Origin of the sequence: Novosphingobium sp., from assembly GCF_039595395.1 — a bacterium.
In the GTDB taxonomy this organism is placed as follows: Bacteria; Pseudomonadota; Alphaproteobacteria; order Sphingomonadales; family Sphingomonadaceae; genus Novosphingobium.
The window spans coordinates 1,241,119-1,254,066 of record NZ_JBCNLP010000006.1 but is presented as its reverse complement, the minus strand read 5'-3'; the positions used below and the strand labels follow the sequence as shown (position 1 = coordinate 1,254,066).

The 12,948-nt window shown below is 65.0% G+C and carries 12 protein-coding genes; 7 read left to right on the top strand and 5 right to left on the bottom strand.

Going from position 1 to position 12,948, the window contains the following annotated elements; all coding sequences use genetic code 11:
* Positions 1-9: 9 nt before the first annotated feature.
* The 4 genes from ABDW49_RS25280 to ABDW49_RS25265 all read right to left on the bottom strand — a co-directional run bounded on the left by ABDW49_RS25280 (position 10) and on the right by ABDW49_RS25265 (position 4,808).
* A complete protein-coding gene (locus ABDW49_RS25280; RefSeq protein WP_343616325.1) occupies positions 10-204 on the bottom strand; it encodes a YbdD/YjiX family protein in 195 nt (64 codons plus the stop codon).
* Complete coding sequence (locus tag ABDW49_RS25275; protein WP_343616324.1) at positions 201-2,243, bottom strand: carbon starvation CstA family protein; 2,043 nt, start codon at positions 2,241-2,243, stop codon at positions 201-203. The genes ABDW49_RS25280 and ABDW49_RS25275 overlap by 4 nt, the downstream gene beginning before the upstream one ends.
* A 395-nt stretch (positions 2,244-2,638) precedes the next feature.
* Positions 2,639-3,394 carry a histidine utilization repressor gene (gene hutC / locus ABDW49_RS25270; RefSeq protein ID WP_343616323.1) on the bottom strand — a complete coding sequence of 252 codons (756 nt, stop codon included), beginning with the start codon at positions 3,392-3,394 and terminating at the stop codon, positions 2,639-2,641.
* 58 nt (positions 3,395-3,452) lie between these two features.
* A complete protein-coding gene (locus ABDW49_RS25265) occupies positions 3,453-4,808 on the bottom strand; it encodes a formimidoylglutamate deiminase (RefSeq protein WP_343616322.1) in 1,356 nt (451 codons plus the stop codon).
* Positions 4,809-4,931: 123 nt separating this feature from the next.
* Here ABDW49_RS25265 and hutI point away from each other — a divergent pair, with 123 nt between their 5' ends.
* From hutI to hutU, 4 genes are all read left to right on the top strand, one after another.
* Positions 4,932-6,143: an imidazolonepropionase gene (gene hutI / locus ABDW49_RS25260; protein ID WP_343617393.1), complete on the top strand. Its 1,212-nt coding sequence runs from the start codon at positions 4,932-4,934 to the stop codon at positions 6,141-6,143.
* A gap of 190 nt (positions 6,144-6,333) precedes the next feature.
* The gene (gene hutG, locus ABDW49_RS25255; protein WP_343616320.1) at positions 6,334-7,131 is read left to right on the top strand and encodes an N-formylglutamate deformylase; all 798 of its coding nucleotides are present in this window, start codon (positions 6,334-6,336) and stop codon (positions 7,129-7,131) included.
* A 31-nt stretch (positions 7,132-7,162) separates the two neighbouring features.
* Positions 7,163-7,561, top strand: coding sequence for a hypothetical protein (locus ABDW49_RS25250; protein WP_343616318.1), 399 nt, complete (start codon positions 7,163-7,165; stop codon positions 7,559-7,561).
* Positions 7,546-9,486: a urocanate hydratase gene (gene hutU, locus ABDW49_RS25245; protein ID WP_343616317.1), complete on the top strand. Its 1,941-nt coding sequence runs from the start codon at positions 7,546-7,548 to the stop codon at positions 9,484-9,486. The genes ABDW49_RS25250 and hutU overlap by 16 nt, the downstream gene beginning before the upstream one ends.
* A gap of 34 nt (positions 9,487-9,520) precedes the next feature.
* Here hutU and ABDW49_RS25240 read toward each other — a convergent pair whose 3' ends face one another.
* Positions 9,521-9,997: an Lrp/AsnC family transcriptional regulator gene (locus ABDW49_RS25240; RefSeq protein WP_343616316.1), complete on the bottom strand. Its 477-nt coding sequence runs from the start codon at positions 9,995-9,997 to the stop codon at positions 9,521-9,523.
* Between the two features lie 121 nt (positions 9,998-10,118).
* On the opposite strand from ABDW49_RS25240, the gene alr reads away from it, so the two are divergent.
* The 3 genes from alr to ABDW49_RS25225 are packed head-to-tail and all read left to right on the top strand — an operon-like array spanning position 10,119 to position 12,896.
* On the top strand, positions 10,119-11,249 hold the full coding sequence (alr, locus tag ABDW49_RS25235) for an alanine racemase (protein ID WP_343616314.1): 1,131 nt from the start codon (positions 10,119-10,121) through the stop codon (positions 11,247-11,249).
* Complete coding sequence (locus tag ABDW49_RS25230) at positions 11,246-12,502, top strand: D-amino acid dehydrogenase (RefSeq protein ID WP_343616313.1); 1,257 nt, start codon at positions 11,246-11,248, stop codon at positions 12,500-12,502. Before alr ends, ABDW49_RS25230 begins: the two co-directional genes overlap by 4 nt.
* Before the next feature lie 40 nt (positions 12,503-12,542).
* A complete protein-coding gene (locus tag ABDW49_RS25225; RefSeq protein WP_343616311.1) occupies positions 12,543-12,896 on the top strand; it encodes a RidA family protein in 354 nt (117 codons plus the stop codon).
* Positions 12,897-12,948 lie beyond the last annotated feature (52 nt).

Sequence of the window (12,948 nt, the reverse complement as noted above, 5' to 3'; positions counted from 1 at the left end):
GGGCGGGGCTCAGCAGCAGCGTCCGCCCTTCTTGCCCTGATAGCGCGCCTGCTGGCGTTCACGGAAAAAGCTCTTTTCGTCCATGACCGGGGCCTCGGGGTGGCAGGCCGCCATATGGGCGAGATAGGCCGGATAGGAGCTTTGCCCCACCATCAGCCGCGCCGTTTCCGCCAGCTTGCCGAGAAGATCGCGCAGCAGGCTCATGATGCTGCGGCGGCGGCAAGCGCCTCATCCATGGGCCCATCGCTGGCTCTGGCCGCCAGACAGGCGCGAATGCCATAGGCCAGAATGGACAGCACCACGAGCATGAAGACCAGGGTCAACCCCGCATCCACCCTGTCGTTGAAGATGATCGCCTGCATATCCTGCAGGCTCTTGGCCGGGCCCAGCAATTTGCCGTCCGCCAGCGCGCCCTGAAACCGCGAGGCATGGGCCAGAAAGCCCACCGCCGGATCGCTCGAGCCCACCTTCAGACTGCCGGCATAAAGCGTGCAGATCAGCAGCCAAGCGGCGGGCAGGGCGCTGACCCAGGCATAGGCCTGCCGCTTCATCTGGAACAGGAACACCGTCGCCAGCGTCAGGGCAATCGCGGCCAGCATCTGGTTCGAAATGCCGAACAGCGGCCACAGCGTGTTCACCCCGCCCAGCGGATCGGTCACCCCCTGATAGAGAAAGAACCCCCATGCCGCGACACAGAGCAGCGTGGCGCTGAGCGAAGGCACAAGGCCCGTCGCATTGCGGAAGCTGGGCACGGCAAGGCCGATCAGATCCTGGATCATGAAGCGGCAGGCGCGTGTGCCCGCATCCACGGCGGTGAGGATAAACAGCGCCTCGAACAGGATGGCGAAATGATACCAGAAGGCCATCATCGCCTTGTTGCCGAACAGGCTGCTGAAGATCTGCGCCATGCCGACTGCCAAAGTCGGCGCACCGCCCGCGCGTGAGATGATCGTCGTCTCGCCCACATCATGGGCCACGCCGTCGATGGTGCTCGCGCTCACCGGAAAGCCCATGGAGGTGACGGCATGGGCCGCGCTGGCCGAGGTGGTGCCCACGACCGCGGCCGGGCTGTTCATGGTGAAATAGACTGCCGGATCGATCACGCTGGCGCTCACCAGCGCCATGATCGCCACCATGCTTTCGGCCAGCATCGCGCCATAGCCGATGGAGGTGGCATGCCCCTCATTGGCGATCAGCTTGGGCGTGGTGCCGCTGGCGATCAGGGCGTGGAAGCCTGAGACCGCCCCGCAGGCGATGGTGATGAACAGGAAGGGGAACAGCGACCCCGACCAGACCGGCCCGCCGGTGCTGGCAAAACCCGTGATCTGCGGCATGCGCAGTGGCGGCGCGGTGATGACGATGCCCACGGCCAGCGCCAGAATCGCGCCGATCTTGAGGAAGGTGGAGAGATAGTCACGCGGCGCCAGCAGTGCCCAGACCGGCAGCACCGAAGCCAAAAAACCATAGCCGATAAGGATATAGCAGAGCTGCTTCGCAGTGAAGGTGAAGAGCGGCGCCAGCAGTGCCGATTCCGCGACATTGCGCCCATAGACCAGCGCCAGCATCAGCCCGATAAAGCCCAGCACCGACACTTCGCCGATCTTGCCGGGCCGCAGCCAGCGGCTGTAGGCGCCCATCAGCAGGGCCAGCGGAATGGTGGCCGCGATGGTGAAGGTGCCCCACGGGCTGTTGGTCAGCGCCTTCACCACGATCAGCGCCAGCACCGCCAGAATGATGACCATGATCAGGAAGGTGCCGAAGAGCGCGATCACGCCGGGCACCGATCCCATATGCATGCGGATCAGCTCGCCCAGCGAGCGCCCGTCGCGCCGCATCGAGATGAACAGCACCATGAAATCCTGCACGGCGCCTGCCAGCACCACGCCGGCCAGAATCCACAGCATGCCGGGCAGATAGCCCATTTGCGCCGCCAGCACGGGCCCGACCAGCGGCCCGGCCCCGGCGATCGCCGCGAAATGATGGCCGAAGAGCACGGCTCTGTCGGTGGCCACGAAATCCAGTCCGTCGGCCTTGGCGATCGCCGGTGTCGGCCGTCGGGGATCGAGCCGCAGCACCTTGTCGGCGATGAACCGGGCGTAGAAGCGATAGGCGATCAGATAGACGCAGACCGCCGCGACCACGACCCACAGGGCATTCACGGTCTCGCCATGCAGCCAGGCCACGATGGCCAGCGCGGCGGCGCCGAGCAGCGCGATGGCGCCCCAGAGAAGTGCTTTGAACAAGGGTTAGGATCCTCTTTTCCCGGCCTCTCCTGCGGGCCTCTGCTGCGTGACCCTCATGACGGCTGGCCTTGGTCGTGCCTATACAAAACGATACGCCTTGCCCTGGCGGCGGGCAGGGGCAGATCACCTTTCGGACCAGCCTTCCGTCCTCGCCAGCGCGCGGCGCATCCGAGCTTTCCATAGGGTTAGCGGCGAATGACAGCCTCGTCTACGCCCCGCTTGCCGTCGATCCGGCCGGTCGTCCGGGATGGACGATCTGTCACAGGCGATGGGAGCAGGCGCGCCGCCGGGCGCGGGGGCATCCGCCTTTACGATCTATCGAGGCCGGCATCATGTCGGGCCGGTGCCGTGCCGAAAATGCGCTTTCGCGCATGGCCCCAACGGCCTCCCGGCCCTTAATCTGCCGGTGGAGGCGTCGAGGCGCTGGAGGTGGCCGGCGTGAAGCTTGCGATGATGGCATGCATGTCGGCAGGGTAGGTGAAGCGCACGAAGGTGACCGCCGCCCCTTCATGCCAGGTGCGCCGCTGGACGACCAGGCATGGTGCGCCCTCATCCACCTCGAGCAAGGCGGCGTGCTCCGCATCGGCTCCCACGGCATAGATCTTGTGTTCGGCGGTGGTCCAGGGGACTTGTCGCTGCAGCCACTGGCCGGGCGCATGGTGGGCAAAGTCGATGTCGCCAGCCTCGGGGACGACATTGAGGTTGATCAGCCGGTCCTCGGTGCAAAAGGGGCGGCGTCCAGCAAAATGCACGCAGGAGATATCCAGAACCTGGCTCTTGCGTTCCGGGAGGAAGGCGGCGGCGTCAGCGGCGTTGGCTTTGCGTGTGGTGCGGCTCACCAGCCTGAAGCGGTATTCGCGGTTCAGGCTGCGGACTTCGGCTTCGATATCGTGAATTTCCAGAACGGCCGACTGCACCCGTGGTTGCGCCACAAAACTGCCGGATCCTTTGCGCCGCTCGATCAGGCCGTTGTTCGCAAGGCGGGTCAGCACCTTGTTCATCGTCATGCGCGAGACCTGATAGGATTTGGCCATCTCGATCTCGATGGGCAGTTGATAGCCGGGGCTCCATTCCCCCGACACAATCCGCCTTTCGATGTCGCCCAGAATTTGCTGGTGCAGCGAGATGGTGGCTGGTGACGTCGTTTTCATCCAAAATCCTGCATGCGCGGCGAGTTTTGCGCTTCGGGGCCGGCGGTCTGCTCGGGCATCACGCGAAGTCGTGAAGAAGGTCCTTCATCGTCTGGCGGTATTGCGCTGAAATCCTGTCACGATCAACATGGCGGCCTTGAGAAACCCGTTTTTTGCCCAGAACCCAGACACTGTCGATCCCCACCCCATCGCCGAAGATCCAGTGATCAAGCACGGCCTCGGGTGCCAGATAGGGCACGGCGCTGGTGTCGAGCGCAACGAAGCTCGCCTCCCCACCGGCCTTGAGGGCGCCGCCGCCATGGATCGATTGCGCGCCGCCGCTGACGGCTTCGGCCAGCAGGCGCGCGCCGGTCGACTGCCCCGCATCGGCGATGATGTTGCGTGAGCGCAAGGCCAGCCGCTGCGAATATTCGAGCATGCGCAGCTCCTGCGTCAGCGAGATCGCGATGTTCGAATCCGACCCGATGCCGAAACGGCCGCCCTGCTGCAGAAAGGGCGGGACCGGGAAGATGCCGTCGCCCAGATTGGCCTCGGTGATGGGGCACAGGCCCACAACGGCTTTGGCCCGGCCCATGCCGGCAATTTCGCGCTCATCGACATGGGTCGCATGCACCAGCGTCCAGTCCCGGTCGACCGGCGCATTGGCCAGCAGCCATTCCACCGGGCGCGCGCCCAGCCTGACGATGCATTCCTCGACCTCTTTGACCTGCTCGGAAATATGGATGTGGACGGGGCCGCCTGCCTTGAAAGCCAGAATTTCGGTCAGCTCTTCGGGCGTGGCCGCGCGCAGGCTGTGGGGTGCCAGGCCAACACGGCCGCCCGGCATGGCCTCCACGGTCGAACGGCACGCCGCCACCAGACGGCCGTAGCCATCGACCGAGTTGATGAAACGCCGTTGCTGCGGTGAAGGGGCCGCGCCGCCGAAACCGGAATGGGCATAAAAGACCGGCAACAGCGTCAGCGCGATGCCCGTCGCCGCCGCGGCCGCTGCCACGCGCTCGGCATGTTCGGCGATGTTGGCATAGGGCTGGCCGTCCTGATCGTGATGCAGGTAATGGAATTCGCCGACACGGGTGAAGCCGGCCTCCAGCATTTCCATGTAGAGTTGCGCCGCCACCGCCTCGAGCTGTTCGGGCCGGAAGGCGAGGGCGAAACGGTACATCACCGTCCGCCAGCTCCAGAAGCTGTCGTTGGTGGGCCCGCGCGTTTCGGCGAGTCCGGACATGGCGCGCTGAAAGGCGTGGCTGTGCACATTGGGGGTGCCCGGAACCATGATGTCATGGTGCTCATCGTCGGGATGGGGCTGCGCATCGGTCTGGATGCTTCGGATGCAGCCATGTTCCAGCTCGAAGCGCACGCTGTGTGCCCAGCCTGTTTCCAGCAGCGCCGACTTTGCAAAGACACTCGTCACCATCGCCTCCATCCGCTTCGGGGCATCCTGCGGGCTGCCATATTTATCACTTGCTATGGCGATATTATGTATATACATGTTTGCGGCAAGGAAAGAGAAAAATAGGGAAAAGGCGTCGTGTCTCGCTTGCAAAAAACCCTGCTCGCCAATGCCAGGATCGCGACGCTCGCCCCTGACCATGCAGGTCTGGGCGTGGTCGAGAATGGCTCCATCCTGATCGATGGCGGTACCATCGTTGCCATCGGGTCGGACGGTCGCCTGCCCGCCGGGGATGCCACGGTGATCGACCTTCAGGGGCGCTGGGTGACGCCGGGGCTGATCGATTGCCACACCCATCTGGTTTACGGCGGCGACCGTGCGCGCGAGTTCGAGATGCGGCTCAATGGCGCGACCTATGAAGAGGTGGCGCGATCCGGCGGCGGGATCGCCTCCTCGGTGCGGGCGACCAATGCCCTGTCGGTCGATGAGCTGGTGGCGGCCACGCTGCCGCGTCTGGATACGCTGATGGCCGAGGGTGTGACGACCATCGAGATCAAGTCGGGCTATGGCCTCAACATCGATGCCGAGCTGCGCATGCTGCGCGCCGCGCGCCGCCTTGAAACGCTGCGCCCAGTCCGGGTGCTGACCACCTATCTGGGCGCTCACGCCACGCCGGTCGCGTATAAGGGCCGCAATGCGGATTATCTGGCACAGGTCGTGCTGCCCGGCCTGGAGGCCGCCCATGCCGAGGGTCTGGTCGATGCGGTGGATGGCTTTTGCGAGGGCATTGCCTTTTCCCCCGCTGAAATCGCCGTGCTGTTTGAAAAGGCCCGCGCTCTCAATGTGCCGGTCAAGCTGCATGCCGAACAACTGTCCAACCTGGGCGGGGCGAAATTGGCGGCGTCGTTCGGGGCCTTGTCCTCGGATCATCTCGAATATCTCGACGCTGAAGGGGCCGCCGCCATGGCGGATGCCGGCAGTGTCGCGGTGCTTCTGCCGGGGGCATTCTATGCGCTCAATGAAACGCGCAAGCCGCCGGTAGCCCTGCTGCGCGAGGCGGGTGTGCGCATGGCCCTGTCCACCGACAGCAATCCGGGCACCTCTCCGCTCACCTCGCTGCTGCTGACCATGAATATGGGCGCGGTGCTGTTCGGCCTGAAGGTCGAGGAATGCATCGCGGGGACGACGCGGGAAGCAGCGCGTGCGCTGGACATTCTGGACCGCACCGGCACGATCGAGGTCGGCAAATCCGCGGATCTGGCGGTGTGGAACATCGAGGCCCCGGCCGAGCTGGTGTACCGGATCGGTTTCAACCCGATCCACATGCGCTTTTTCAAGGGACGGCCGGGCTTTGTCTGAGAGACTGTTTGGAAATTCGGCGAAGCCGAATTTGCGGCACCAGCCCACTCCCCCGCCCGGCCACCCATCGGTAGTATCCTGTGGGTGGCCGGGCGGGGGAGTGGGCCGGCGCCGCGCTGAAAATGCGCGAAAGCGCATTTTTCAAACGGGCTCTGAGCGGGTTTCGGTCTGCGACCAAGAGGGTTCTGACATGACTGTTTGCGACATCGAGCGCGGCGCCTCGCCGCTGATCCTGAGCTTTCCTCACACCGGCACCCATGTTCCCGAGGCGATCTGGAACCGGCTGAACGACAATGGCAAGCTTCTGGCCGATACCGACTGGCATGTGCACCGCCTCTATGCCGGATTGGTCGAGGGGGCGACGACGGTGCGCGCGACCTTCCATCGCAGCGTCATCGATGCCAATCGCGATCCCTCCGGTCACAGCCTTTATCCGGGGCAGAACACGACCGGGCTGGTGCCGGATGCGGATTTCGACGGGCGCGCCATCTGGCAGGAAGGCCAGGCGCCGGGCGAGGAGGAGATTGCCCAGCGTCTGGCGACCTTCCATCAGCCCTATCATGCTGCGCTGGCCGCGGAGATCGCGCGGGTGAAGGCGCTGCACGGCGTGGCGATCGTCTATGACTGCCATTCGATCCGCTCGCATGTGCCCTTTCTTTTCGAGGGCAAGCTCCCCGATTTCAACATCGGCACCGACAGCGGCAAGACCTGCGCGGCTCTGGTGGAGCAGACGGCTCTTGCCATCGCCACTGCGGCGCAGGGCTATGATGCCGTGCTCAACGGGCGGTTCAAGGGCGGCTGGAGCACACGCCATTATGGGCGTCCGGCGGATCATGTTCATGCGATCCAGATGGAACTGGCTCAATCGACCTATCTCGGATCGGAAGTTCATCCTTTCGACTATGATGAGGAAAAAGCGGAGAAACTTCGCTTTCACTTGCGGAAGATCCTCAACGGGATCGTCGGGCTTGCGCAAGACCTGATCTGAACCCCTCAACACATGTGACAGGAACAGGAAAATGGCTTCGAATCCACGTTACAATGAACGGGTGATCCGCGCCCCGCGCGGCACTACGCTGAATGCCAAGAGCTGGCTGACCGAAGCGCCGCTGCGCATGCTGATGAACAACCTCGACCCGGAAGTGGCGGAGAACCCCAAGGAGCTGGTGGTGTACGGCGGCATCGGCCGCGCCGCGCGCAACTGGGACTTCTACGACAAGATCGTCGAGACCCTGAAGAAGCTGGAAGACGACGAGACCCTGCTGGTGCAGTCCGGCAAGCCGGTCGGCGTGTTCAAAACCCACACCAACGCGCCGCGCGTGCTGATCGCCAACTCCAACCTGGTGCCGCACTGGGCCACCTGGGAACACTTCAACGAACTGGACGCCAAAAGGGCCTGGCCATGTACGGCCAGATGACCGCCGGCACGTGGATCTACATCGGCAGCCAGGGCATCGTGCAGGGCACCTACGAGACCTTCGTCGAGGCGGGCCGCCAGCATTACGACGGCAACCTGAAGGGCCGCTGGGTGCTGACCGCCGGCCTGGGCGGCATGGGCGGCGCGCAGCCGCTGGCCGCCACCCTGGCCGGCGCCTGCTCGCTGAACATCGAGTGCCAGCAGAGCCGCATCGATTTCCGCCTGCGCACCCGCTACGTCGACGAGCAGGCCAAGGACCTGGACGACGCGCTGGCGCGGATCCAACAATACACCGCCGAAGGCAAAGCCATCTCCATCGCCCTGCTGCGGCAACGCGGCCGAAATCCTGCCGGAGCTGGTCACGCCGCGGCGTGCGCCCGGACATGGTCACCGACCAGACCAGCGCCCACGATCCGCTCAACGGCTACCTGCCGGAGGGCTGGAGCTGGCCGCGTGGAAGGAGAAGCGCGTCAGCGATCCCAAGGCGGTCGAGAAGGCCGCCCGTGCCCGTCGATGGCCGAGCACGTCAAAGCCATGCTGGCCTTCCAGCAGAGCAGGGCGTGCCGACCTTCGACTACGGCAACAACATCCGCCAGATGGCCAAGGAAGAGGGGCGTGGACAACGCCTTCGACTTCCCCGGCTTCGTGCCGGCCTACATCCGCCCGCTGTTCTGCCGCGGCATCGGTCCGTTCCGCTGGGCCGCGCTGTCCGGCGACCCCGCAGGACATCTACAAGACCGACGCCAAGGTGAAGGAGCTGATCCCCGACGACGCGCACCTGCACCGCTGGCTGGACATGGCCCGCGAGCGCATCGCCTTCCAGGGCCTGCCGGCGCGCATCTGCTGGGTTGGCCTGGGCGAGCGCGCCAACGCCTGGGCCTGGCCTTCAACGAGATGGTGCGCAACGGCGAGCTGAAGGCGCCGATCGTCATCGGCCGCGACCACCTCGACTCCGGCTCGGTGGCCAGCCCGAACCGCGAGACCGAAGCCATGCAGGACGGCTCCGACGCGGTGTCCGACTGGCCGCTGCTGAACGCCCTGCTGAACACCGCCAGCGGCGCGACCTGGGTGTCGCTGCACCACGGCGGCGGCGTGGGCATGGGCTTCTCCCAGCACTCGGGCATGGTGATCGTCTGCGACGGCACCGACGAAGCCGCCGAGCGCATCGCCCGCGTGCTGCCCAACGACCCGGCCACCGGCGTGATGCGTCACGCCGATGCCGGCTACGATATCGCCATCGACTGCGCCCGCGAGCAAGGGCCTGAACCTGCCCGCGATCCTGGGCAACTGACCCACCCTGCCGCAGGGCTCTCGATCGCGAGAGCCCTGCGGTTCTTTTCGGAGAGAGCCGTGAAACTGCTGCTTGCGGAGGATTATCACCTCACGCCCTGGAAAAACGGCGGCGGGGTCACCCGTGAGGTGGCGGCCTGCTATCCGCAAGGCGGCGACGGCCAGGATTTCCTGTGGCGGGTCAGCATCGCGACGGTGGCCGGCAACGGGCCCTTCTCGCATTTCGCGGGTATCGACCGCACGATCGCGGTGCTCGATGGTGGGGCGATGGTGCTGGCCGGGGCCAATGGCGGGGTTATCCTCTCCGCGCAGAGCGAGCCCTATGCCTTTCCCGGCGAACGGGCCATTCATGCAACGGTTGAGGAACCGACCACCGACCTCAATGCGATGACGCGGCGCGGCGCCTGTGCGCATCGTATGGAACGCGTGCGCTTCGATGGCAGCGTGATGGTGCTCGCAGATGCCGGGACGACGATCCTCGTGTTCAACAGCGCGGTGACGGTCGCAACGCCTCGGCAATCGCTGGCCGTGCGCCGTTTCGATGCGCTGGTCGATATCGAGCCGGGCACATCGCTGAGGCTGACGGCCGATGGGCAGGGGGAGGTGTTGATCATCCGCTTCCTTGAAGATGCGTGATCGGGCGGTCCTGCCCCATCGGCAAGACCGGTGTTCATGAGCCGCGCTTGCGGTTCCTTTTGGGGCGCAGCGCGTCACGCATGGCGAAGCTGGAACTGATCCGGGTCACACCGGGCAGGCGGGAGAGCACCTCGCCGTGGATTTCCTCATAGGCCGCCACGCTGTCGGTCCGCAGACGCAGCCAGTAATCGACGTGGCCGGTCATCAGGAAGCATTCCCGCACCTCGGGGCATTGCCGCACGGCGTGTTCGAAGCGGGAGAGGTAATCCTCGGTCTGACGGTCGAGCGTGACCTGCACCACGATATCGACCCCGCGTTCATCATCGTTTTCATTTCCGGTGATCACCGTATAGCCGGTGATCACGCCGCGCTGCTCCATCATCTTGATGCGGCGCAGGCAGGCCGATGGCGAGAGTGACACCGCTTGCGCGATCTCCGCATTGGGGCGCCGCCCGTCCATGCGCAGGATTCGCAGGATCGCACGATCGAGATCGTCGAGTGTGGATGGCATAATCTGCAAAATCCTCGCATGATCGTGATAAAATCACCCGTTTCTTAGTCGAACATGCGCGTGTTTCGCAATTCATTTGACGGATCATGCGTTACAAGAACCTCACAAGAGGGAGGGCGGCATGATTGGCGGAGCACGTCTGACGATCGATCTGGAAGCGCTTGCGGCGAATTATCGCCTGATCCGTGACCGGGTCGGACCGGCCCAGGTCGCCGGGGTGGTCAAGGCGAACGGTTATGGGCTGGGTTCAGCCGAGGTTGTGCGCACGCTGGCGGCGCAGGGCTGCCGCCATATCTGTGTGGCCGTGCTGGGCGAGGCCGAAGAGTTGGTCGGCACTTTGGGAGCCGATGCCTGCCGGGGCCTCGACATCTATGTGCTCAATGGTCTTTTGCCCGGATCGGAAGGGCTTTGCGCGCGTCTGGGCGTCATCCCGGTGCTCAACTCGCTGGGCCAGATCCAGAGCTGGTCTGCGCAGGCCGCCGCCATGGGACGCCGGCTGCCCGCCGTGCTTCAGGTCGATACCGGCATGTCGCGCATGGGCCTGCCGGAGGATGAGCTGGCCCTGCTGCTGGACACACCCGCCCTGCTCGAGGGAATCGATCTGCGGCTGCTGATCAGCCATCTGGCTTGCGCCGATGAGGGCGACGATCCGGCCAATGCCATGCAGTGGTCGCGTTTTCAGAAGGTGGCGCGGCGTTTCCCCGATGTCCCGCTCGCCCTCGACAACAGCGGCGGGGCTTTCCTTCGCCGCGCGCATTTCGATCTCGTGCGCGCGGGGATCGCGCTCTACGGCGGCGCGCCGCATGATGGTGCCAATCCGATGCGTCCGGTGATCGCCCTTGAGGCAGCCATTGCGCAATTGCGCAGCATTCCGGCAGGCGCGGGGGTGGGCTATGGCCTGACCTTCCGGGCCGACCGTCCGACGCGGATCGCGACGATCCCGGTCGGCTATGCCGATGGCCTGCCGCGCAGCCTTGGCAATCGGGGCGCCGGCTGGATCGCGGGCGTGCGCGCGCCGATTGCCGGGCGGGTCTCGATGGACAGCATCACCCTCGACGTCACCGATGTCCCCGAGGATGCGCTGTATCCGGGTGCTCCGGTTGAGCTGATCGGCCCCCATCAGACGCTCGATCAGCTCGCGGCGGACGCGGGCACCATTTCCTACGAAATTCTCACGCAACTTGGTCGCCGTTATCAGCGGGTTCTGCTTCCCGCCGAGGCCGACGCTCTTAGCTGGAACACTGCCCCATGAAAATTGCCATCCTCGGAAGCGGGGTGATCGGTGTCACCTCGGCCTGGTATCTGGCGCAGGCCGGACACGAGGTCACCGTCATCGACCGTCAGCAAGGCCCGGCGCTGGAAACCAGCTTTGCCAATGCCGGGGAGATTTCTCCGGGCTATGCCTCGCCCTGGGCGGCGCCGGGCATCCCGATGAAGGCGCTGCGCTGGCTGATGATGGAGCATGCGCCGCTGATCCTGCGCCCCAAACTGGATATGGCGATGCTGCGCTGGCTCACCGCCATGCTCGGCAATTGCAACGCGCGCGACTATGCGATCAACAAGAGCCGCATGGTGCGCCTCGCCGAATTCAGCCGTGACCGGCTGATCGAGCTGCGTCAGCATAACGGGATTTCCTATGACGAGCGCAGCCAGGGCACGCTGCAACTGTTCCGCGAGGAAAAGCAGCTGGCCGGGATGGCCAAGGATATCGCCGTGCTGGAGCAGGATGGCGTCCCCTTCGAGGTGCTCGATCGTGCCGGCTGCATTGCGGCGGAACCTGGGCTCGCATCCAGCGCCGCCAGCATTGCGGGCGGCCTGCGTCTGCCCAATGACGAGACCGGCGACTGCTTCAAATTCACCAATGCTCTGGCAGAGCTGGCCATCGCGCAGGGCGTGCGTTTCGACTATGGCACCGCCATCCATGGGCTGGTCGAGCAGGGCGGACGTGTCACCCATGTCCGCACCAGCAAGGGCGACATGGCTGCCGACGCCTTTCTGGTGGCGATGGGCAGCTTCTCGCCGCAATTGCTGGCGCCGCTGGGGCTGCGTCTCCCGGTCTATCCGGTGAAGGGCTATTCGCTGACCGTGCCCATCGTCGATGAGGCACGCGCGCCGGTCTCGACCCTGCTCGACGAAAGCTACAAGGTGGCGATCACCCGTCTGGGGGACCGGATCCGGGTGGGCGGCATGGCGGAGATCTCCGGCTTCAACAATGATCTGCCCGAGGCGCGGCGCGCCACGCTCGAACACAGTTGCGGCACGTTGTTCCCCGGCGCGGGCGATCTTGGCCAGGCCAGCTTCTGGTCGGGCCTGCGGCCGATGACGCCGGACAGCACGCCGGTGATCGGGCCGACGAAGATCCCCAACCTTTTCCTCAACACGGGCCATGGCACCCTGGGGTGGACGATGGCCTGCGGTTCGGCTCATGTGATCGCCGATATGATGAGCGGGCGCCGCCCCGCCATCGAAACCGCCGATCTTGCGATCAGCCGCTATCGCGCATAGGCGCGGGTTGCACATATTCATCCCAACCAAGGACCAGCCCATGACCATCACCCGCATCGACCAGGGCCCGCGTTTGAGCGAGGCTGTCATCCATGGCGATACGATCTATCTTGCAGGGCAGGTCGGCACGCCCGGCGAGAGCGTCGCGGCGCAGACCAGGGAAGCCCTCGCCGAGATCGAAGCTTTGCTGGCGCGCACCGGCAGCAGCAAAAACCATCTGCTTCAGGCCACCATCTGGCTGGCGGATATGGCGGATTTCGAGGAGATGAATGCTGCGTGGGACGCATGGGTCGCCGATTGCGCGCCGCCCACCCGCGCCACCGGCGAGGCAAAGCTGGCCGATCCGGGCTATAAGGTGGAAATTATCGTGATTGCCGCCGTAGCGAAGCCGTAAGTTTCAATCGCGCTGAGATCCGCAGCATTCTGCGGATCTCAGCCGTATGGCT